General features: G+C 47.1%; 13 protein-coding genes. 2 read left to right on the top strand and 11 right to left on the bottom strand.

All coding sequences use genetic code 11. The features are described 5' to 3' along the window. Window positions 1-37 precede the first annotated feature (37 nt). Both AAGR14_RS09735 and AAGR14_RS09730 read left to right on the top strand, forming a co-directional pair. Window positions 38-1,462, top strand: coding sequence for a sialate O-acetylesterase (locus AAGR14_RS09735; RefSeq protein ID WP_342648398.1), 1,425 nt, complete (start codon window positions 38-40; stop codon window positions 1,460-1,462). Further along, window positions 1,462-3,783 (top strand): DUF5703 domain-containing protein, encoded by a 2,322-nt coding sequence (locus tag AAGR14_RS09730; protein ID WP_342648397.1) that lies wholly within the window; start codon window positions 1,462-1,464, stop codon window positions 3,781-3,783. Before AAGR14_RS09735 ends, AAGR14_RS09730 begins: the two co-directional genes overlap by 1 nt. A 78-nt stretch (window positions 3,784-3,861) precedes the next feature. Here the strand turns inward: AAGR14_RS09730 and AAGR14_RS09725 are convergent, their stop codons facing one another. From AAGR14_RS09725 to AAGR14_RS09675, 11 genes are read right to left on the bottom strand one after another with little or no spacing between them, the layout of a single operon-like run. Next, a complete protein-coding gene (locus tag AAGR14_RS09725; RefSeq protein WP_342648396.1) occupies window positions 3,862-5,901 on the bottom strand; it encodes a glycoside hydrolase family 127 protein in 2,040 nt (679 codons plus the stop codon). Between the two features lie 15 nt (window positions 5,902-5,916). Continuing rightward, a complete protein-coding gene (locus tag AAGR14_RS09720) occupies window positions 5,917-9,309 on the bottom strand; it encodes a glycosyl hydrolase (protein ID WP_342648395.1) in 3,393 nt (1,130 codons plus the stop codon). Further along, the gene (locus AAGR14_RS09715) at window positions 9,296-12,643 is read right to left on the bottom strand and encodes a glycoside hydrolase family 2 TIM barrel-domain containing protein (RefSeq protein WP_342648394.1); all 3,348 of its coding nucleotides are present in this window, start codon (window positions 12,641-12,643) and stop codon (window positions 9,296-9,298) included. The genes AAGR14_RS09720 and AAGR14_RS09715 overlap by 14 nt, the downstream gene beginning before the upstream one ends. Before the next feature lie 6 nt (window positions 12,644-12,649). After that, complete coding sequence (locus AAGR14_RS09710; protein WP_342648393.1) at window positions 12,650-14,857, bottom strand: alpha-L-rhamnosidase C-terminal domain-containing protein; 2,208 nt, start codon at window positions 14,855-14,857, stop codon at window positions 12,650-12,652. Window positions 14,858-14,861: 4 nt separating this feature from the next. Further along, on the bottom strand, window positions 14,862-16,454 hold the full coding sequence (locus AAGR14_RS09705) for a sodium/solute symporter (RefSeq protein ID WP_342648392.1): 1,593 nt from the start codon (window positions 16,452-16,454) through the stop codon (window positions 14,862-14,864). Further along, on the bottom strand, window positions 16,447-17,550 hold the full coding sequence (locus AAGR14_RS09700; protein WP_342648391.1) for a Gfo/Idh/MocA family oxidoreductase: 1,104 nt from the start codon (window positions 17,548-17,550) through the stop codon (window positions 16,447-16,449). Before AAGR14_RS09700 ends, AAGR14_RS09705 begins: the two co-directional genes overlap by 8 nt. Before the next feature lie 36 nt (window positions 17,551-17,586). After that, window positions 17,587-20,148, bottom strand: coding sequence for an L-rhamnose mutarotase (locus AAGR14_RS09695; protein ID WP_342648390.1), 2,562 nt, complete (start codon window positions 20,146-20,148; stop codon window positions 17,587-17,589). 48 nt (window positions 20,149-20,196) lie between these two features. Then, the gene (locus AAGR14_RS09690; RefSeq protein ID WP_342648389.1) at window positions 20,197-21,111 is read right to left on the bottom strand and encodes a sugar phosphate isomerase/epimerase family protein; all 915 of its coding nucleotides are present in this window, start codon (window positions 21,109-21,111) and stop codon (window positions 20,197-20,199) included. A gap of 39 nt (window positions 21,112-21,150) precedes the next feature. Beyond that, window positions 21,151-22,581: an acetylxylan esterase gene (locus tag AAGR14_RS09685; protein WP_342648388.1), complete on the bottom strand. Its 1,431-nt coding sequence runs from the start codon at window positions 22,579-22,581 to the stop codon at window positions 21,151-21,153. A 1-nt stretch (window position 22,582) separates the two neighbouring features. Continuing rightward, window positions 22,583-23,722, bottom strand: a complete 1,140-nt coding sequence (locus tag AAGR14_RS09680) for a sialidase family protein (RefSeq protein WP_342648387.1) — start codon at window positions 23,720-23,722, stop codon at window positions 22,583-22,585. A 16-nt stretch (window positions 23,723-23,738) separates the two neighbouring features. Then, window positions 23,739-24,470 carry a DUF3826 domain-containing protein gene (locus AAGR14_RS09675; RefSeq protein ID WP_342648386.1) on the bottom strand — a complete coding sequence of 244 codons (732 nt, stop codon included), beginning with the start codon at window positions 24,468-24,470 and terminating at the stop codon, window positions 23,739-23,741. Between the last annotated feature and the right edge of the window lie 2 nt (window positions 24,471-24,472).

Raw genomic sequence — 24,472 nt, 5'->3', positions numbered from 1 at the left:
AAAGCCGATAATCATCTACAACAATCACAGCTTTTTCATGAAATTAAAAACAGGTCTTTTAGCGCTGCTTTCGTTGGCTGCTATGACAGCTTCGGCCCAGGTAAAGCTGGCCTCCATATTTACCAGCAACGCTGTTTTACAGCAGCAATCACAAGCCCCCATCTGGGGTTGGGATAAACCGGGCACCAACATCACAATTACCACCTCCTGGAATGGCAAGATTTACAAGACCACGGCTGACCAGGCGGGTAAATGGAAAGCTAAATTAGCCACGCCGGTAGCCGGTGGCCCGTATGTAGTTACTATTAATGATGGCAAACTTGTAAAGCTTGACAACATCCTGATTGGTGAAGTCTGGATTTGCGGCGGGCAATCAAACATGGAAATGCCTATGAAAGGTTTTAAAGGGCAACCACTGATGGGCTCGAACGAAGCTATTTTAAAATCAAAAAACAACCGAATTAGGTTGTACACCGTACCCCGCTCATCAACAACAGAGTTGCAGGAAACTAGCAAGCCGTCGGACTGGCATGCGGCAAGCCCAGAGTTTGTGAGCAATTTTAGTGCGACGGGATATTACTTTGGTCGCTTGCTGAACGAAATGCTGGACGTGCCCATAGGCCTTATTAATGTAAGCTACAGTGGCTCGTTTGCTGAGGCATGGCTCGACCCGGAAACATTGAAAGAATTTCCGGAGATTAAAATTCCGGCTAAAAATGACACCATTAAACAGGTGAGCCGTACCCCTACCACGCTTTACAATGGTATGTTGCACCCTATTGCTGGTTATGGCATTAAAGGGGCTATTTTTTATCAAGGCGAATCTAACTACGACAATCCCGACCGTTATGAAAAGCTATTCCCGGCCTTGGTGGGCCGTTGGCGCAATTTATGGCAGCAGGGGGACTTTCCGTTTTATTATGCGCAGATAGCACCTTACGAATATGCACAACTGCCACCATATTACAAAGGCGGCAAATATAATTCGGCTTATTTGCGCGATGCACAACGCAAATCTCAAAAAACAATACCTAACAGTGCCATGGCAGTGCTGATGGATATTGGCGAGCAAGCCAGCATACACCCTGCCCATAAAGAACCGGGCGGAACACGGCTAGCCTATTTGGCTTTAGGAAAAACCTATGACATGAAAGGTTTTGGCTTTGCCAGCCCGGAATATGAGTCGATAACGGTTAAAGATACCGCTGCCGTACTAAAATTTGTCAATGCCGCTAATGGTATAACTGCCTACAATAAACCCTTAACGCAGTTTGAGATTGCCGGCGACGACCAGAAATTTTACCCGGCCAAGGCGGTAATTAACGGCAGTTCTGTAACCGTTTCTGCTCCGCAAGTAAAAAAGCCGGCAGCGGTGCGATACGCCTTCCGCGACTTTGTTGTAGGTGAATTGTATGGAACGGACGGGCTGCCGGTATCCTCCTTCAGAACCGATAACTGGTAATGGACAAAAAAATCACCTTCATCACCTTAGCCACCCTGCTGCTCTTGTCCGTGTTGCAATTACGAGCGCAACCTGCCGAACTTGAGCAAAACAAGATTACGTGGACTACCCAAAGCCAAAACTCGGGAGAGTCCATGCCTTGCGGTGGCGGCAATGTAGGGCTTAACGTTTGGGTGGAAAAAGGCGACATACTATTTTACATAGCCAGAAGCGGCACGTTTGATGAAAATAACAGTTTGCTGAAACTTGGCCGGGTGCGACTTAAGTTATTCCCAAATCTCTTTGAAGGCCGTGAATTTAAACAGCAGCTTTCATTAAAAACAGGCGCAGTAATTATTCAGGCTAATCACCAGGGCGTTAAAGCAAATGTGAGGATTTGGGTAGATGTGTTTAAGCCAGTGGTACATGTTGAAGTAAACAGCAGCCGGTCGATTAAAACCGAAGCTATTTACGAAAACTGGCGCTTTGCCGACCGCCCGACTAAAAGCCGTGAGAATAACCAGGGTTCTTGGAAATGGGCTAACCGGCCGGACATCAAAACCAAGAAAGATCTGGTTGCTTTAAAAAACAACGGCGTAGTATTTTGCCATCATAACCAGGACAGTACAATATTTGATGCTACCGTTACACACGAAGGCTTAAACGCTATTAAAGGTCAGCTTTTTAATCCGTTGAAACGATTAGCCTTCGGCGGCGTGATGACAGGCACCCATATGGTGGCAGCAGGTACAACCGATGGTACGTATGCATCCACACCGTTTAAAGGCTGGAGGCTGCAAAGCAAAACGGCCACCCGGAAGCAGCGCATTGAGGTTTACCTACACACGGAGCAGACACCAGATATCAATCAGTGGCAAAAAAACCTTGAACAGCTTATTGCTGAAGCTAAACAAAACGCCAATACAGCCGAAAAAGCTACCCAAAACTGGTGGAAAAGCTACTGGAACCGCAGCTACATATTCATCAACGCAGATAAAGCTCATACAGAACCCTGGCAGGTAGGACGTAGTTATCAACTGTTCAGGTATATGTTGGGCTGCAACGCGTTTGGAAACTCTCCTACCAAATTTAATGGCGGCTTGTTTACTTACGACCCCCAATACACCGACAGTACCGCTAAGTTCACACCCGATTTTAGAAACTGGGGCGGCGGATTGATGACGGCCCAAAACCAGCGCCTAGTTTACTGGCCAATGCTGAAAAGCGGCGACTGGGAATTGATGAAACCGGCGTTCGACTTTTATTTGAACATCCTGCGTAACGCCGAGCTGCGTACCCAAACCTACTGGAACCATCCTGGTGCGAGTTTTACCGAACAGTTAGAAAACTTTGGTTTACCCAATGCCACTGAATACGGCTGGAAACGCCCTGTAGGTTTTGACAAAGGCATGGAGTACAATGCATGGCTGGAGTACGAGTGGGATACTGTACTGGAGTTTTGCGACATGATGCTGCAAACCCGCGATTATGCCGGCCATGACATAAAACCATACATCCCATTTATTGAAAGCTGCCTTACTTTTTTTAATGAGCATTACCAGTACATGGCCCGTAGCCGCGGCAGCAAAGCGTTTGACGGTACGGGACACTTGGTACTTTATCCCGGCTCGGCAGGCGAAACGTTTAAGATGGCTTATAATGCCAACTCAACCATTGCGGCCTTGCAAATGGTATTAACTCATTTACTGCAATTGCCATCGGACTATCTTACAGTTGAAAAAAGAAGAGATTGGGAACTGATGTTGAAACGCATCCCTCCCATCAGCTACAGAGAATTTGATGGTCATAAAACCATTGCGCCCGCCCAGGTATGGGAACGCGTAAACAACACCGAGAACATGCAGCTTTACCCCGTTTTTCCTTGGGGTATTTACGGTATTGGCAAACCGGATTTAGACATTGCTAAAAACACCTGGAAATACGATACACTGGCTATAAAATTTAGAAGTGGCATTGGCTGGAAACAGGATAATATTTTTGCAGCCCGTTTAGGTTTAACTGATGAGGCAGCTAAACTGACACTCATCAAGCTGAAAGATTCCGGCCGTAAATTTCCAGCCTTTTGGGGACCGGGCTTTGACTGGACGCCCGACCATAACTGGGGCGGTTCCGGCATGATTGGCTTGCAGGAAATGCTGCTGCAAACCGATGGCAAAAAAATATACCTGCTCCCCGCTTGGCCTAAAACCTGGGATGTACATTTCAAACTGCACGCACCTTATCAAACTACGGTAGAGGCCACTGTAAAAAATGGTGAACTTACTAACTTAAAAGTATGGCCCGAAGCGCGGAAAGCCGATGTTATTAATATGCTGAATTGATAAGCCTTACCTAGGTCACTAAACAACAAGGCCGGTTACACCTCATGCAACCGGCCTTGTTCGTTATATAAATAGGCTCTATCTATCCAGCGGAATCCAAGTTTCCATATCTACATGGCCGCGGTTACCCCAGGCGTAATAAGGAATCAGTCTAACGTTTACTTTGTTTGGCTCTTTACTGCTAATCTCGCGATACAGTTTATTTTGCCAGTTGCTTTCATTTCTTACATCAACCTGGCCGGTTAAACTCATGATTGGACTGTTGTCAATCTTTATCATTTCGGGTTTCAGGTTGTTTTGCGCAGGCATGGCAATATTAAATACTTTTTGGCTTTTCGGTAAATCAGCCGACTCAATACAATATACTACTGGGCCGCGTTTTACAGCAACCTGATTGCGTGTTTCTTCTACCAATGGGTTTGATTCTAACAATCTCACCGGCATAGGCAGGTTCAGTTCAATTTTATCACCTGCTCTCCATTTACGGCTAACCTCGGCATACTCGCCAGGTGTTAATTGAGTTTTCAATGCTTGACCATTAACTATTAGCGATGCACCGCTGCTCCAGCCAGGTATTCTGAAAAACATCGCATAAGACTTGGTGGGTGCCTGTTTCAGCGTAATACTGATTTTGCCGTTCCAAGGGTATTCCGTTTGTTGGTCCAAGCTTATTTTAGTACCATCTTTCAGTGTAGTGCTCAATGCATTGCCGCCATACAAGTTTAGGTACAGGCCTTTGTCAGACATACTGTAAGCATAATCGGCTACCTCAGCAATGGTGCGCACAACGTTCGGAGGGCAACAGTTAGACAACTTAATGTAAGGCACGCGGTCTTTTGACCAACGCTGACTAAACGGCAAAGCGTCCGAGTAACTCATAGGGTTGGTATACAAAAAGTTACGCCCACTCAGGTCAATGCCCGAGAGTACACTATTGTATAAGGCCAGTTCCATTACATCAGCGTATTGCGCTTTGCCAGTAGCCTGCAGCATGCGCCAATTCCACAGCACGTTGCCAATATTGGCGCAGGTTTCGTTGTGCGAAGTAAAGTTGGGTAACTGATAATCGCGGCCATAAGCCTGGTGTACTTTCTGCACATCGGTTGGATTGTAAGACGTCCCGTCCGGAGATACGCCATCGTAAAGCGCGCCGCAACCGCCGGTTACGTACATTTTGCGATTTACTACATCATTCCACATCAAGTTAAGGGTGTGCATTAAAGTTGTGTCACCAGTTTCTGTATACACATCGGCGGCACCGGCAAACAGGTAGTTGGCTCTCACTGCATGGCCCATTACTGAGGTTTGCTGACGGAAAGGAATACGGTCCTGATTATCGTCCGTTCCGTCCTTCATCAAACCGCGAATATTAATCAGGTTTTTGGATAGCTCCAAATATTTTGGGTCGCGCGTGGTACGGTACATTTCTACCACACCCATGTAATGCGATGGGCAAATGGCATTGCGTGCCAATTCGGGCGATGCTGTTTTATAGAAATTGTAAAGGTAATCGGTGGCTTTAATAGCCAGGTTAAGCAGTGTTTTTTTGCCCGTTGCCCGGTAATGCACGCAACCGGCGGTCATTAAATGGCCTAAATTGTAAGTTTCGAAATTTAAGCGGTCGGCAAAAGCCTTAGCATTTTTGGGGTCGTTTTTTTGAGCGATGAGTGTCGGGGTGTGGATGTAACCATCTTTGCGCTGCGCTTTGGCAATCACGGCAATGGTTTTATCCATTAACGCGTCCAGTTTAGGGTCGTGCGTTACGGCATACATACTGGCTACCGCCTCAAACAATTTATAAAAATCGCCATCGTGAAACGGCGGACCAGAGTGCGAACCAGTGTCCAGCCCGGCGGCAATCTCAAAGTTTTTAAAGGCGTGGCTTATGTTGGGGTCGGTGTATACCTTCCACAGGTTCGGAATCATGGTATCACGGCAAACCTGAAAGCGGTCGGCCCAAAAACCTTTAGTCCAGGTTACATCCCCCATGTTAACGCTGCTTAGCCTTGCATACGGACTGGCCGAGGTATTTACCAGGGCTTTGCTCTGCGCATTAGCCTGGCTGTATAATGCCAGGCACAACACCGCACCGCCCAGCCATTCTTTCACTCTTCTCATATCTAAATATACGTTTTATTCATTTGTCGTTTCAATCACCACGGGGCCAATCAATCCTGCAGGTAGCAATGGCCTGCCTTCTAAGCGGTAGGGTGCGTTAGTCCAGGTGGTTTGTTTTTCTTTAGGTAACCGATGGTCGCCCATCAACCGGTTAGCCCAGGTATTGGTTACTGCAATTTTTATCTGATTAGCTCCTGGCTTTAGGGCTTTACTGATGTTCACGCGATACGGTGCTGTCCAGGCCACGCCGCAATTAACGCCGTTTACAAAAACCTCGGCCATGTTGTATACCTTTCTTACATTCAGCCAAGCTATAGCCTGTCCGTTGCCCTTCCAGTTAAACGTTTGGTTATATACTGCGGTACCCGAGTAATACCGTACAGTTGAGTCCTGCGATTGACTCCAGTCTTGTAACGATGTCCATCGCATTGGTTTTTGAGGACCATTCATCGCGGCATCAAACGTTACGGCCCAGGCAGGTTGCAGTTTCTGGCTAACTTCAAAAATCTGAGGCTTACGGTTTGTTTTTACTGATTGATTAGCTGGCTTTCTGAATATGAAAAACACCGACCCGCTGCCTTCCAGTTTTAGTGGTACCAAAGTGCGTCCATTGTCTGTCGTCCATACACTTGCTTCCCTCACCTCTCCGGTTAAGGCATCTGCTATCTCAGGCAATCGGCCTGCAGTGCGCAATGAAAATTGTAAGTTACGGGCTACGCTGTCCTGGTTGGAGATAAAATACAAGTCAAAATCGGCACTGCTGCGATGTGTCCAGGCTATGCCTTGGGCAGCCTGTCCATTCGCTTCCGAAACCATCAAATCTTTAGTCAGCCCTAAGCCGTTTAAATTATGCTCCTGATACGGCCCATAAATCAGCTTACCCTTGCCAGATTGCTTTAGTTTAGGCCCCGCATCCGGGTGACAAATAATGGTTGCTCCCTGAGCAATCAATTCATTGAGGCGCTTAACCACTTTAGCCGACCAGTAAGTGCCGTTAGGCAGCATCGGTGTATTACCCGGCAGCACCAGTACCTTATAGCTGGCCCCACCTGGCAATTCAATGCGTCCATTGTTTACTTTGGCCAAGCGCATCAATGCATCTAGGTTAAACGAGTCGTAATGGTAACCTTGCAAGGGGTTAATCAAATCTTCGGCACCAACCGAATTGGCACTACTGGTTACACCAATGGGTACAACTTTTAACGGCAAGCCTTTATTCGCCAACCGTTCCTTTTCTTGTGCTAACCTGGCTGGAGTAAATAAGCCGGGCAGGGTGTTAATCAGTCTATCGGGCAGTAATGCTCGCCTTGGTGTTTCTTCGCCGGTAAAGACTGCTATATCGGTTACCGGTTTGCCTTGTTGCAGCAGAGCCTGGCAGCGTTCCAGGTACTCCACCCAGGCCCTTGCGGGCTGGTACCAAGTTTGGTCACGCTGCATAAATAAGCCGATACCGTCTAACGTCATACCCGGCTTGCGGTCTAACCAGGGATTATGAGTGTTCACATGAAAAACCAATCGGTTTACGCCCAAGGCCAAATTACGGTCGCCAAGGCTTTTTAGCATACCCGGATGCTCGTCCCACATGGTGCGCAACTCGGTGAATGACTCGGCCTGGATGATATTTCTACCGTATATGTGACCGCCCGAAATGGCATCGAGCATATCATTGGGCTTATCGTGCGTGGGGCTACGCAGCCAAAACTCGCCCATGGCAATGTCGGCTTTGCTGTAATGCAGTAAGCCATCGCTGGTCATGGTCGGTGCCACGCTTTCGGCGGTAAAAGTGCATCCGTTTTGGTGCGCCAATTGCGCCGTGGTGCCGTAAAACTTATCGTTAACCAGTTCGGCTATGGTTTGCCTTACATCGGCCAGTACCCTTTCGCTTTGCGATGCACTTTGTACAGGTACACCCGCCATTACCGGCAGGTAAGGCATCAGGCTGTATCCTCTGCGCAATTGAAACTCCTGTGCAAACGAGGTCGACCAATTTTGACTGCCGCACTCCCAGCTATCCACATGAAAAACTTTGAGCACGCGTTTAGCCAAATCAGGCCCTATTTGCTTAATAGCTTCACCAAACCAGTTATCAAATTGCAGCTTAATGGCAGTTGTGTTAAATTTATCGCATTCCAGGCCCGCGCCTTTACCGCCAGTAGCGTTGGTATGCCCTGTGGAGGTGTGCCCGATGCGCAAGATGGTCCAATTACCGGCAGGTACTGTCCAGTGGAGTTTTCCCTGGGCGTCAACCATCGCCGTCAGGTTGACAATCTTATCTTTGGCAATGCATAAATCATCAGGCAATTGCTGCCGGGTGGTTGATTTACTTACGCGCCACACCTCCCCCGTTTTTCCTTCAAACTGATTGATGCGGGGCTCAGCAGATAACTCGATACCCGAAATTTTCAAGGATTGCTTCCATTTGGCAAAGTCCAAATCTTCAGCGCCCGGCTCCGAACCTTCTTTGTTGTAAACAAATCGAAAATACTTGGCTGTTGTAGGAATGATAGATTGCGTAATAAGCGCATCGTTATCCTGCCAGCCATGACGGGGCGGCTGCAAGCGGCCAATTGAACGAAATTGTTTACCGTCGTTACTTACCAAAATCTGCAAACGCTCAGCCTGATAGTTAGGGGCATTGCTGCGCACCACCAGCGAACGGCAGGTAAAGACCGATGGAAACTCGTATTGTATCCAGCAGGAATCGGCACTGGTAAAAGATATTTTGTTATTGCGGTCGGCCAGGTATTGCAAATCGGTGCCAGCAACGCTGCTCGTTACTTTCGGTTTTATCTGGTTACTGTTTATCCCGGCTCCAACCAGCGATGGGTAAGCCAATATGGCAATATCTTTATAATAGCCTTTGTAGCTTTCGGGACGGGCAAGCGTATCGTAAAATATCGCTCCGCCTGTAATATTCGTCTGGGTATAAACTACTTTTTGCATGGACAACTCGGGCGTAATCCACGGACCACCGGCCAGGGCAAAACCATCACTGTCATGCATGGCCATTTGCAGACCGAGGCGGTCGGCCTCCTGCATGGCAAACTTTACAAGCGCCCACCATTCGGGCGTTAGCTGCTCGGCAGGTGGCGTTAAATAAGGCGGATTAGCAATACCTTTAATAGGCATCAGGTAAGCGCCACCTATGCCAATTTGCTTCATAGCTTCCAAATCGGCAGTGATGCCGGCTTTAGTTACGGCCGCTTGCATCCAGTACCAAAATACCCAGGGCTTGGCCGATGCCGGCGGATTCTTAAACAGCTTTTCTAAATCTACTTTAGCTATCTGTTTACCGCGTACTTGCCCTATGCTGTTTAGGGGCATCAAAATACTCAGGTACAAGGCTATACAAATAGCCTTAAACGGTGCCCCCGGCAAGCCTGATTTTCGTCTGTTACTTTTTAGCATTATTCATCTTTTTGATGACATTGGTAATGCCGTCGGTACTGCCCTGGTAAGGGTACAAATAAAAACTGTAGCGATATGGCCTGGCTGGTATCTGGTAAATATCAAGCGGTGCCGCCACATCAGACCAACTGTCGTTACCGCCTAAACCCATTTGTATTAAATCAATGTTCAGGGTTAGATAACCGGCATCTTTTAATTTATTAGTGTGTTTAGCCGCCACGATGTTGGCTTCGGTGTAAGGCCAGGCACTCATGCTTAATAGGCTATCGGCCACTACTAAAAGACCGCTTTGCTTTTTATCAGCCAAAAACATCCAGCGTACATCGGTACGGTTACCATTTTCTTGCGGAACCGCATAAGGTTCCATAAACTGGTTTATAGGCAGACTGTAAATGCCGGCTTCAAATCCCGAACGACGGTCGATATAATTTTCCATCGGTCCGCGCCCGTACCAGCTAATTTGGTCGTAACTGCGTTTGATACCGCCCTGCATGCCTAATTTAGGCAAGTTAGGCAATCCGCTTACTTTGGGTTGAAATGCATAATCAACTTTGACCATGCCGCTGCCCGAAATAGTGTAAGTAACCACTGTTGAAGCGCTATCGTTTACCAAACTGTAATTGCTGACTACTTTGATACTTCCATCAGATGCTTTATCAGCCTGAACGTTAGTTAATTTTGGCACTGCCGTGAACCAAGGCTTCAACTTGCGGTCGGCCTTCCAGCCGCGATGGTCGTTATCGGTTACCGGGCGACTAAAGTGCGGCAGCAACGGCGTAAAAATTTGCTCCTGGCTGTTGAGTTTGTAGGATGTCAGCGCTCCGTTTTGCTTGCTAATATTAATAATGAAGTTTTTCCCATTGACCACATAAGTGTTGCCATTATCGTTTAAAGACACTGATGCTGTTGATGACAGTAATTTGCTATGCTCAACAACGCCGGTCAGTGCAAACTGATCAGACGCAATTTCATAGCCCTTTTCGGCCCAAGGTTCGCTCGTCGCCAGATAGAAATGAATATCAGCCAGGTACTCGGTTCCTGCTTTTAAAGATGGTAAATAAGATTTAATGCTGATGGTGGTGTCTGCTCCTGCTGCTAAGTTGAGCGCAGACAGTTGCTTTTGCATTACCACGCGGCCGTCTCGCCGTAATTGCAGCATCACACTATAACCTAACAAGTTTTGCACAGCATGGCGGTTGGTAATTTTTAACAAACCTTTCGAGGCATCTACTAATTTGCAAGTGATGGGCTGAAAAACATGCTTACACTCGTACATAGCTGCTTTAGGACGGCCATCGGACGCTACGGTACCTTTGATGGTAAAATTATCGAAATACTTTTCGCCGTAGTCGCCGCCGTAAGCATAGAAAGGCGTGCCTGCCGAATCAGTTTTGAGCAAGCCCTGGTCTTTAAACTCCCAGATGGCACCACCTATAACCCGTTTAGATGCGCGCCATTGGTCCCACAACTCCTTAAGATTACCGTTGGAGTTACCCATCGCATGCGAATACTCGACAAAAAATACAGGACGGTTATCGCCGTTTTTTTGATTAACCAGTAGCGGCGCAGTATATAACGCCGGGTACATACGGCTCACCACATCCACATAAGGCTCATCAATCGGGTTTTGTAAGCGGTGCGAGTGGTCGTTAGGCTTTAAATACCGGGCATCGGTTACATCAATATAGCCTTCGGCCTGCGGCGTACCCTGTGCAGGTTCGTAATGAACCGGCCGTGTAATATCAAAATCATGAATCCAGGCAGCCATAGCGGCATGGTTGGGACCACGACCGGCCTCGTTACCCAAACTCCACATAATAATGCTAGGATGGTTTTTATCGCGCATCACCATGCGGGTGGCCCGGTCCAGGTAAGCACTTGTCCAGCTGGGGTCGTTACTTAGCTTGGATCCCAAACCGTGGGTTTCCAGGTTGGCCTCATCAATCACCAAGATGCCGTACTGATCGCACAAATCATAGAGGTACGGGTCCATCGGGTAATGACTGGTACGGATGCAGTTAAAGTTGAAACGTTTGATAGTACGCACATCCTCCAAAATATCCTCGCGCGACAGCGCCTTGCCTTTAACCGGGTGATGGTCTGGCCGGTTAATGCCATACAGGTAGGTTACCTTGCCGTTAATAAGGAGCTTGCTGTCGGTTTTAGAAAACTCAATGCTCCTGAAACCCAGTTTACAGCTTTTCACCTCTAAAACACGACCGGTGCTATCCTCTAAGGAGAGTGTTAAGGTATAAAGATTAGGTTGTTCGTCGCTCCACTTAGCTGGGTTGCTTACTTTACTTTCGAGCAAACCAAATTTTACGTTGTCCAGCCGCGGATATATCTCATTGATGATGCTCTCCACACTCCGCTGCAAGGGTTTCTGAAAAACCGCCTTGCTGTTTTTATCAAATAGCTGCGCTTTGAGCTGGTAGCCGGCAATGGCCTTACCCGTTAGGTTCTCTATGCGCGGGCGGATACTCAATAACGCATCTTTGTATTGTTTATCCAGTTTAGTTTGATAAAAAAAGTCGGCAATGCGCAGTTTGGGTTCGGCCAGTAACATCACCTCGCGGTGTATACCGCTTAAACGCCATTGGTCCTGGTCTTCCAATAACGAGCCGTCGCTCCAACGGATGTTTTGTACCGATAACACGTTTTCTCCGGCTTGCAGGTAAGGGGTAATATTAAACTCCGACGATAAGAAACTATCCTCGCCGTAACCTAAAAATTTACCATTAAGCCAGACTTTAAACCCCGAACTTACACCACCAAAGTGTAATGTTACGTTCATGTCTATCCAGTTAGCGGGTAACGTAAATGTGCGTTGGTAACTGCCTACGCCATTATAATCCTGAGGCACATGTGGCGGGTTAACCGGACGAAACGGGTAAACGGCACTTTTATAAATAGGCTTGCCATAACCCAGCATCTCTACGCTCGAGGGTACGGTAATTTTTTTCCAGCCTGATACACGGCCTTTATAAAAACCGAGGGGCGCGTCGGCAGGTTTTTCGGCAAAGCTAAAATCCCATTGTCCGTTAAGCGACATCATCCGGCCCGATTTTTCGCGGTCGCCCTGCAAGGCATCAGCCACATTGCTAAACGAATATGCGGTAGCGCGTGACGCGTCGCGATTAATGCCACTTACCAGCGGGTCTTCCCAAGGCTCGGTATTAAAAACTGTTGGTGCATTGGGTACCGCAGCCGGCGTTTTATCAACCAATTGTGCAAAAGTTGCAGCCGGCAGCAAAGAAGCTAATAGCAAGCCAGCCCAAAACTTTTGCGTAAATTTTTTGGTAACTACAGGCCTATGAAAAACAGATGTATACATGAATATTTATAAAGCAGTGTATTGCACTGCGTAAGCTTTATCTTTTTGAACAGATAGTTCGTAAGTATTATTCCCCAACACTTTCAGTGTCTTGCCCTGGCAAACCGGTTTGGTTTTGCTTTTTATGCGAAGCACACCTGTACCGGTGGCACTGCTTATATTAATTTTGTCGGCAGTGCAGTGTACTTTAATATCGCCATTGGGTGTAGGGATAGCGCCTTCCATCCATTTTAAGCCACCTAATTGCGGCTCAACAACATAAGTCTGGTAGCCGGGTGCGGTGGGTTTAACGCCTAGATAATACTTGCCTAACAGATATATCGGACTGGCGCCCCAAGCGTGGCACAAGCTTTTACCAAACGGACGGCCATACATGGCGTAATGCTCTGCCCCTTTTTTATCGGGATTGTATTCTTCCCAAAAAGAGGTAGCACCCAGGTTAAGCATACCTCCCCAGTAATCTTTCATCTGCTTCAACACGTATGGCTGCTCGCCCATGGCGCATAAAGCCTCCAGCTCGTAAAAACGCATATAGGGTGTGGTAATTTTTTGAACCTTATCGTTCATCAGCACATACTTTTTTACATCCTGCTTTTGGGCTTCGGTAAAATAGTTGAAGAAGATGCCGAACATATTAGCGTACCGGGTTACGTTATCTGTGGGTTTTCCATCAACGCGGCTGTGCACCAGGGCATGCTTTTGCGCGTTCCAGTAGTAAGCAAACAGTTTGGCTTTTAAATCTTTAGCTAAGGCGCTGTATTGGGCGGCGCCTTCGCTATCATGCATAATGTTGGCGCACAAAGCCATGGATTCTAAACTTCGGCAAAGCAGCATCTGCTCAAAACTTACTTCACCTTGTTTACTCAGGCCATCAGCCCAGTCAATAAATACCCAGTCGCCCGAAAGGCCCTGCATCAGTCCGTCAGCGTTGCGGCGCGATAAGCAGTAGTTCATCATGCTTTGCATGCCGGGGTAAGATTGTTTGATGAAAGCCTGGTCGCCGCTATGCTGGTAGTAATCATAAATGCTGATAAACCAGTAAAACGTATAGTCCATAATGGTGTTGATATGGCTGGTTACAGGATCTTTACCACGCAGGGCGCTGATGGTGCGTTTTACTGTGGGCGAATCAAAATACAGGTAATAGTTCATCAGGTAGCTTTGCGCCGCATCGCCCGACCATACCCATCGGTCGCGCTTGATACCATCGATGAAAAATTCGCGGGTGTTTAACTGCATGGTGTAAGCAGCTACATCCCATATTTTGTTAATCTGCTCATCAGAACAACGGAAACTGCCGCGCTGCTCTACAGGCGAGTATTCGTACAGCATCGATACATCATTGATGCTGACGTCACCGTCACACTGCACATTAACGTACCTGAAGGCACGAGAGCCATCCAAAGTGATATCGCCGGATTGCAGCTGGTCAGCTTCGACAATATCCAGCAGTTCGCCGCCTTTGGTATCTAACGCTTCTTCTTTAGATTCGCCATAATATAAGGTGACTTTTCCCTTGCCTTTGACGCCATGCAACTTTACATAGCCAAAAGTTTCTTTGCCAAAATCAACCAGAATCGATTTATTCTTTTTATCCTGACTTACCGCTTTTTGAGGTGTTGTTGGCAAGCGGAACTGCGACGGCATGGTTGTGGCTGCGTTAAAATTCCAGGCACCGGCAGGTACATATTGCGTTGCAGAAACATCCGAAGTTTTACCTGAGGCATCAATCCACTCTTTATCTTCATAGGTTACCTGCCAGGAGGTATCCGATACTACATGCGGGCTTTTTACAAATACAGCCGGTACACCGCCCTGGTTGTAAACTTTCAGACTAATGCGATGCTTGCCGGCGGGCAACGTGATGGTTTTAGGGTAGCCGGTGGCAGCTTTACCGTCTATTTTCAGGTTATATTGTCCCTCAACGGCAATCTCTGCCTCTTCGGCCGCGCTCAGGTTATAATCTTTATGAAAATCAATCAATACATAGTGACTATCCAGCTTCCAGAATGGCGGGAAGAACGAATTGCGTTCGGTACGGCGGTTTTGCATTTTGTTGCTCAGCCAAATCTCGTAATCACCGGGATACCATATCCAGGTTGCTTTGGTTTGCGCATTAATTTCGGCTGCGCCGCCTATGAGCATCGCAAAACATAAGACCAATTTTTGCGCTGCTTTTTTCGAATATAGAAATTGAGGTATTAGTTTCTTCATCTGCTTAATGCCCGTTAAAAATGATATATAAGCCTATCATTACTATAGTTAATAGCACCCAAGCTATTTTTACTTTAGATGATGTCTGCGGCATGTCTTTCTCGTCCTGCACACTGGCTACGTACACTTTGGGGTTACGGTCTAACAGTGAAAACAGTATACCCACGATGAGCAGGAAGGCAAAGACGTAAAACGACAGCATGAGGTAATGCGGCCAGAAATGGTAAACATCTTTAGGAAACACCCATAGATAAAGTATACCCACTATAAGGCTGAACGCCGAACCTGCCGACAGTATCGTATTTACAGCCGAACGCGTGGTGCGTTTCCAGAATACAGTGAGCAAAAACACCACCGACAACGGCGGCGCTATAAACCCTAAAATAGACTGAAAAACATCAAAAAACTTAAGTCCTTTAATGCTATCAAGCGCGATAGCTACACCTACTGATAAAATACAGCCGACGATGATAGATAAACGCCCTACGCTGATTAATTGCTTGTTAGTTGCCTGTTTGTTAATCCGCTCGGCATAAATATCCATGGTAAATACAGTGCTTAACGAGTTAAGTGATGAGCCGATAGTGCCTACCAAAACAGCAATCAGCACCACAATTACCAAACCATTTAAACCGGCAGGGAATAGGTTGGTTACCATAGTCATGTACGCAAGGTTCTCGTCCTTCAAATCAGGAAAGATGATACGACAGAGTATACCGGTGAAGATGAACAGCGGTAACGACAGTATTTTTAGCCAGCCGATAAAGTTAACGCCTAACTGACCCTGCTCCAGGTTTTTAGCACCTAATACGGACTGCACCATCGATTGGTCGGTGCAAAAGAAGGCTACTGCCGCAACGGGATAACCCAACATAATGGCATACAAAGGGTAGTTAGGGTCGGATGCAGGGTGGAACAGATTCCAGAAATGGCCAGGCACGTGGTTGTACACATACGATAGTCCGCCTGCACGTTTAACGCCCAAGACCGTAAGCATGATAGAAACGCCAATGAGCAACAGCATCTGGAATACATTTACTTTGGCAATGGCGGTTAGCCCGCCCATGTAGGTAAACAAACCGGCAAAAGCCACCAGTACAATCACCGATTCCCACATCGGGATGCCCAGTATTTGCCTTACCAGCGTACCACCGGCATACAAGCCTAACGATAACCAGGAGATCTGTATTTTGATTAAAGCATACCAGGCTAATATAGTACGGGTTGACTCCCCATAGCGTTGCCCCATAAACTCGGGCATGGTACTTACTTTGGCTGCCAGGTAGCGCGGCGCAAATACCAGCGCCAGCAACATCAAAAACAAAAAAGCATACCAGTCGAAATTAACGGCTACAATGCCGGTACTAAAGCCTACCCCGGCAAACGCCACCAACATGGATGGCCCAACGTTGGTGCCCCACATATTAAAGCCAATGCTGGGCCACTTGAGCGACCTATCGCCCAAAAACAAAGTCTCTCCGTCGCCGCGCTTGCGGTTTTTGAGGGAAGCCTGTATACCCAAAAACAGGAGTATGACTATGTAGGCAACTACGATAGCATAATCTAAAGTGGTTAAATGTTGTAAAATATTACCCATGGGCGTTGATATCGGAATTTAAAGCACGGGCCGGTATATTAAACTCGGTTAAAATGTCTGCTAATTTTACGGGCAAGCCGGTTTGCAGTGAGCGGTCCATGGCCTGTAATAAAGCGATGGTGCCTATGCCCTCTTTTAGGTCGGGGTAAGCGGTTTCTCCGCTTTGCAGGCAATCAGCGAAATACTCCAGGTAATTTTGATACTCACCGGCATGGTGGCTTTGGCCCTCAAAACGGAAATAGTATTTGATGGTGCTGTCGCCCCAATGCACAATCCGCTCCTCGCCTGTTTTGTCGGTGACCGAGTAACGAAGCTCGTGGTAATCCGCTTGTGATGCGCCTTCGGTACCGCGTAAAATAACCGTCATGCCGCTATCGCGTTTGGTGGGTTGCGTTGGACCAGTGTACGCGCCGCTTACCCGGGCAATGCGGCCGTCGGTGGCTTTAAAGATGAAATGCATGGTGTCATGATTTTTCAGTCCGGCGGTTTTGCCGTTACTGCTAATCATGCCGTAGCCCATCACTTCTTCAATATTGGGCAGGTACCAACGGATAAAATCGACTGGATGACTTAAGCCGCCATACAACCATTTAAAGGCGTCTTCCAAAGCCCAAGGCTTTTCTAAAAACCAACGGTGGTCGGCATGGTAATGCGACTCAACGGTAATTAAATCACCTATCACACCTTCCTTAAAATCTTTTTGCTGGCGTTTGGCGGGCTCAAAAAAACGTGAACTCTGACCCACAAAAACCTTTTTACCAGTTTGGGCCGAAATTTCTATCAACTCGTTAGCACGGCTCAAGTCATCAACCAAGGGTTTGGTGCATACTACATGCTTGCCTGCCAGCAGCGCTTGTTTAATGTGGTCGGCATGCAGATGGTCGGGCGTATAGATGGCAATAATATCTATGTCAGGATGGTTAAGCATATCCTGGTATTCGGTGGTGTAGTTATCAAAGCCAAACTCTTTGGCGCGGCGCTTGCACATGTCCAGGTTACGGTCGCACACCATAGCCAGTTCTATTTTGGAGCTTTGCAGTGCTGCCGACATGGTACTGCGGCCTTCGCCTAATCCTAAAATGCCTAATTTTAACATGGGTTGTATAATAGGTGATATAAGTTTATATAATAATTAAGATTGTTTTACCGGTTGCATAAACACCCAAACCTCGCCCGGTTTGGTACCGCTTACGCCCTCCTGATATTGTTTCATAATGGCGTTCCAGTCGTCCACACGCGGGTTATTTTCCGTAGTTTTCGGATTTAGTTTGTCCAGGCTTTCGCCTTTGGGTATGCTTATAATGAGCATCAGTTGCCTGCCGTTTTTATAAACCAGCAACTGCTGAAAATTGGCATTGCAAAACCCTTTGGCTACCTCGGGCCATTTTTGAAACTGGGTGGCATGATAATCCAGGTACTCCTGCTGCTTTTTAACATCGCTTACCAAATTGGCTGTCAAAACGATATTATCCCACTCCTTTGCCACAGCGGCACCCAAGCCGCAGTGCTGCCGGGCGTTAAAAGTATAAAACGGTGTATTGTAACTTTTTACCTCTGCTCCGTTAAACATGCTTTTGAGCTGTTGAGCAATACGTTCGGCGTTCGGAATGTTACCGAATATAGCCAGCCGGTTTTGCCACTGGTAAACCGACGAAACCGGAATACCGTTGCGCACGCATAAATCTTTTACTTTGGCTACATCAGGCGTATGGCCTTGCTCAACCACCAATTCAATCACCTGCGGCTTATCGGCTTTAATATCGTAGCCTAAATAGTTGATGGCTTCTCGTTTATCGATTGGGGCAATATATTTTAATAAGGATAGGTAGTCTTTCTGTAGTCCTGCATTTTGTTTAACATCATGGCTTACCGTTGGCCCGTTGCTGGTCCATTGGTTGTCGGGGCCGTTAGCATTTTGCAGAAATTTATCTGCCGGGCACCAGTTATTTCGTACGGTAAAACCAGATGAACCCTCGTCGCAATACAAGTAAAACCAGTGATGTAAATCGTGCGCGTAAGGCACTTGGTAAATACTATCGATGTAATTGTTTTCGATAGCAGAGCCTTGCTGCGCCGATAAGGTGTAGATGCCCGACACGTCATACAAATGCTTTCCGTAACGATGAATTTTATTACCGTAGATACGGTTATTGCTCATCGCATTTTTAAGCTTAGTCCACCCCCAGCCCATACTAATGCCGGAATAAGAAACCTCGCTAATATCGTTATGCTCTATGTTAATATTTTTGACGTAGCCAGCGCCGATGCCCACACAACCCCAGTCCTCGTTCGTAGCATCAGAAATCATGTTATTGCTTATCTTTTCGTTGGTGCATACTTCGCGCAAGTCGGACGGGTTGTAAGGCAGATGAACCTCCGTAGCTTCATCCGAAAATGCACCAACCTGTATAGCCGTTCCGCCAATGTCCTTAAAAAGATTACCTTTTATTTCATCATTATGCGTGCCACGCTGATAATCCAGCCCGGTTGAGGCAACGTGCTCAAAGCGGCATTGCTCAAAGCCGGTGTGATTTGCGTAGAACACCTCAACAGCGGCTGCGGGGCGGCCTACCCATGCCTGGTTTTCCAGTCCTGCTTTTTCGGGCGTGCCGGCAACTTTCAGTTTGTAAGCGTCCAGCATATACATACCGGCCTGGTGCGGCACGTGGCCCTGCTGCGATGGCCGCAACCACGTAGCATATTTAAAACCGATACCTTTAACGTAAATGTAACTCACCTGCCGGTCGGGCGTACCGGTAATTTGTAATAAGGTTTCGAGCCCCGGTACTACCGCCTCGGCTTGGGTCATGTTTTCGCCGGTGCGAGGCCAATAGTATAATTTACCGGCATGCTCATCCGCAAACCATTCGCCCGGCTGGTTTAAAAACTCAATGGCATTGCTGAGGTAAAAGGCTGAGTTACCGTTTTGCTGATTATTTTTATCGATGACAGCTGCCGGCCAGGGGTGTTCAAACTGAATGCGGCTCTCAGGCTGCTGAAACGTTAGTTTAGTTTTGTTACCCTCTGTAGTGATGCTTTTAACCCGCAAATTAGCAATAGCCCACATCTGATGAATCACCATTTCCATGCGTCCGGCTTTGGCAGGCAGCTTTACCGAAGGTGTCGGAATCCACATTTCCTGCTTTACTTTATCAACCGACAAAATCCGGCTCAGCCGGTCGTTATCGTCACTCTCGCGGGCACGGATTGCTTTGCGGCCGTTAATCCACAATTGCCTGAATTGAAACTTTGAGCCTTGATAATCGGGTAAATCCGCTACCCAAACCTTGCCCCTAGCATTAGTAGGCAGACCTGCAACCGGAACATTTAATTTTTTCCATCCGCTTACCTTAACGCCGCCGCTTAAAACCGGCGTTTGATTTGGTGCCGCTTCTATCCACGTTGGCGATTGTGCGGTTCCCGAATCTTCGGGCCGTATGAATACCGGTTCGTTTAGTTGATAATTGCCGCCAGATACGATGATGTGTATGCCGTCCTTAATTGTTACATCATTCAATCTGCGTAACTCACGCGCCTGGCGCAAGGCTGCACTGAGGGTGACTTTAGGTTGTTGCTGCGTACCAGGATTACTGTCATTGCCCTGGGGCGAGACATAGATATCCGCTGCTTGTACACTTATGGAAACCAAGGTTATCCATAGGGCACATAATATATATTTACAAGCGGACTTCATGTGACTTTAGTAGCTGTTGTTTATTAGTTATTTGCGTTGAGATGATTTTTATCCGTTTTGGAATATCGATTTAACGTAAGCCGTATTGGCGCTAAAATTCCATTTTACGTTGCGCGGATCTTTGGCATCGCGCGAACGCTCGATAACCAGCCAGCCCTCCCACTTCATTTTATCCAGTGTTTTTTTGACTTTCTTTAAATCAATTTCCGGGTCGTTTTGCAGCCAAACACCATCAGTGTTACTGCAATGTATCTGGCAAATACGCTTTTTGCCCAGTATTTTTAATTCCTCGCTTACATCCCGGCCATTATCCAACGCATTGGCAAAATTGAAATAGCTTTTGATAGCTTTAGAGCCCACCTCATCCAGCAATTTAGCTTCTTCGGTAGCATTTAAGGACGTTTCGATACCAATAATTACACCAGCCTGCTCTGCTTTAGGAGCAATCATTTTTAAACGTTCGATTACTGCCGGCTGCAATTCCGGATTTTTTGATAAATCGCTGTTAACGCCCAGCGGCAAAAAAGCCACTTTAACGTTCATGGCTTTCATGGTATCGATGCAGTCCTGCACCATTCGGTCAACGCCATCGCGTTTGGCGAATGATTGTGCGAAAAAGCCTGTCATGCCTAACGAACAGATTTCTAAATTTAGCTCTTTGGCTTTGTCTAGAAACTGTTGCCTGATTTCGGGATTAGCCAGTTGGTTATCGAACGTTTCACGATTACCCAAACCGCCCATATCAACCTCTACGCCATCGGCGCCAATATCTTTAGTTAGCTGGAAGGCGCCCAATTTCTGACGTTTTAAAATCATCAGGTCAACCACCGCTACTCTGTAACGCTGAGATTTGGCAGCACCGGCAAAAAAAGCGGCCCAACTGTTTTGCGAAAAAGCCACACCGGCAGTTGCCATGGCAGTTTGGGCAAGGAACCGGCGTCGGGATGATTGGCTGTTGTTCATATCTCAGTGTTTTTTGAATGGTCCTTTTTTGAAGATAATTTACTTGGCTGCTACAAAAACTTTCTCTAACTGTTCAAAGCCATGAATGGCATTAGCCGGCAGGTTTTCACCTTTGGGGCCAAATACGTACATGGCTGGGTATTTTTCAATGGTCACTTTCGACTCGTCTACCTTGCCATCGACACCCTTAACAGCATCAATATTTAGATGAAATTGCTTTGCTACAAAATCGTACATCGCCAAACGTTTTGATTTACCGTAATCGTGGCCTTCTTTAGGAAAGTGTGCATTTTGCACTAACTCGATTTTACCATAATAGCCATAGATTTTTTGAAGGTAAGGCAAGTCGGTATCAGGCACGTTGGCCGACCAGTCGCCGCCGTCTGATATGACCAGTTGCGGTCTTGGCGCTGCCATCGCAGCTACCTCATCGTTGTTAGTACCGCCGCCGCATAAGTGTACGGGCAAACCACTCTCGCAAGGGCAACCACCCGAAAAATAACTTGATAACATTACTACGGGGACACTGAGTTTTATACGGTCATCCAATGCGGTAACTAGCATCGTTTGGCTACCACCGCCCGATGCTCCGGTGATGGCTACACGTGTCGGGTCGGCGTCTTTTAAAGACAATATGTAATCTAAAATGCGGAAACTGTTTAGCGCCTGTATGGTCATAGCCAGGCTGCGGCGGTGGTCTTTGCCGTCAAACTGGAGTAGCGACTCGCCCCAGGCAAATAAATCGTAACTGATGGCCATTGCACCCATACGTGCCAGCATAGCATAGCGGTATTGCCCGTCGGCACGGTAACGGCCATCGCCAAAATGTCCGTCCGGACAAAGCACTACCGGAATTTTACCTTTATATTTGAGTGGCTTGTATAAAGACCCGCATACATAAACACCAGGCAAGGTTTCGATGGCGATATTTTCGACTGTGTAACCATCCATTACCCGCTTTTTGGTGATGATAGGTTTTGATTTTACTTTAGCGGGCATGGGCGACAACTGCAAAGCCTGCAACATGCAGGGCTTTAAATCAGCCTTGCGGTTTTCCCAACTGGCTTTATCATGATATAATGACGACAAGTAAGCCAGCTTTTCGCGGCCCTCTTCGGGCGTAATGCGCGAGTACTCAAAATATTTTAGTTTAAAGGTGTTTGGCCCCTCTTCGTTCACCTTCATATCCAGCGGAGCCAGCACGGCGGCCAGCGTTTTGGCGGCGGTAGTTTTATAGCGCCAGTCGGCATAAGGCACCCACTGGTCCTTTACCATATCTTCTGAATACTTAACTTTTACGTGGAAGCGGTCCTGCACCTCAGTGAGCACCTGTTTCAGTGGCTTTTTATAGTCAAAATCGGAGGTATTGTTTTGAGCCTGAGCAGCTACACTACCAAACAGGCAACAGGTTGCCACCACCCATCGGATAAATACGTTAGTATTAGAATATTTACTTACCCTTAAATTCATCCTACAAATCTTTAGCGTCACCTTTTATTTTGGGCAGCGTGTAACCTGCCACCTTTGGCCATTCACCGTTTTTAATTTCCACCAGTTTAAACTTAGCCGGGTCTGCTACAACGTGCTTGATACGCTGACGGCGCCAGGTATATACAAAGTGTACCATGCCATCGCTGGTTTGTATCACTGATGGGTATGAGTATTGGCTAATAGGCGAATCTTCTAAAATCAGGACGGCATACCATGTTTTGCCATCTTTTGAAACCGCCACGTTTAAGGGGGTGCGTGCACCTTTAGCTAATTTTCCGGGAGGCAATACGTGGTTGTAAACCAATAGTTGGCGACCGTCCTTTAAAGTTACCGCATCGGTCCCCGAGTTGTTGTTGGGCAATGTAGTCTTTGCCAACGGCGTCCAGGTCATGCCTTTATCGGTCGACCACGATTCTAAAACAGCACGGTTACGGCTGCGGGCTAAAAGCTGCAGACGGCCATCTTTATATTTGAGGATGCTTGGTTGAATGCCTTCGAGCGTGTCCGGCCCTTTGGCAACGCTTACCTGTTTCCAAGTTTTACCAAAATCGGGCGTTATTTCGAAATGAATATTCCAGCCACCTTTACCTTCGGTGCTGGTTGGGCAAATCAGGTTTTTGCCAATCAGCTCGGGTTTGTTTTTGATAGGACCCAAATAACCATCGGGCAATGCCTTTTGCGCAGACCAAGTGATGCCGCCGTCTTTGGACGTTTTTAAATAGCCTTTCCAGGCAGACGGACTCGGGCCGATTTTGTAAAACAGCATCAGCTCACCATTAGGTATCTGGTATAAAACAGGGTTCCAGGTGGGGTAACGCAAGGTATCGTTTTGAATGCCATTGGCTACGTTCTGGCCTTCGGTCCATTTGCCGTTTACCTTGCGGCTCACCCAAATACACACATCCGGGTTACGCTCTTTGGTACCGCCAAACCAGGCTGCCACCAAACCCTTGGGCGTTTGCGCAATAGTGGCGGCATGGCACTCTTTATATGGCGCCTGCTCGTATATAAACTCGTCGGTTACAATGCCGGAACGCCAAGGATTGGTTTGGGTTTGCGCCATCGCCTTACCTGCGGCAATCAATAAAAACAATACGGTAAAATATTTTTTAAAAATCATACTCAACAGGTAATTTTTATTGGGCAGTTTTTTGTGCCTCCGCTGCTTTAGCAGCTGCCTTTTTTGCCTTAACGCCATCGGTGTAGGCCTTAAACATATCATGCCAGTTACGGCCGTGGGTGTTTAAATACTGCTCGTTTTTAGTTTTATAAATCTCGAAGATGGCCGAAATTTGCGTCATGTTTTTATAGTCGATAGCCTGTTCGCGGGCTTTCTTTAAATTGTCGACTAACACTTTTTCTTCCTGCTCTGTCAGGTTGGGCACGATAGATTTATAACCGTTCAGCGTAAAAGCAACTTTGCCAATCGTGTACTTGTCTAAAACTGCTTCTACCTGCTGCTCAGTCAAATTTTGCCGTATACCCGTCATTAACGTTTCATGAATAGTTTTAGGCATAGCCGAAATAGCAATAACCTGCCGGTCTGTATTGGTTAGTGGGTTACCTGTATAAGGGTTGATGCCTGCAGGAACGGTGGTATAAGGGTGATCGTTATTCCAATCGCGGACGGCCTTAAGATGCGTGGCAATCAATTCCTTTACGGCTGCTTCCTTTTTGGCGTCGTTAAGAGCCAACGATGCGACCCACTCTCCTGCTTTTTTATCTGCTTCCTGGTCCGACTTAACGCGGGCCTCTAAGCTCAGCGCTGTTTTGGCATCAGTAGTCGCAGCAGTTTGTGCATGTGCTGCAACCGCCACTAAAAGCAAGGCTGCAATAGAAGTAAATAATGACTTAAAAGACTTTCTCATAT

Origin of the sequence: Mucilaginibacter sp. CSA2-8R (assembly GCF_038806765.1) — a bacterium.
GTDB lineage: Bacteria > Bacteroidota > Bacteroidia > Sphingobacteriales > Sphingobacteriaceae > Mucilaginibacter.
Note: the sequence above shows the minus strand (reverse complement) of the source record. Positions and strands in the feature narration are given on the sequence as shown.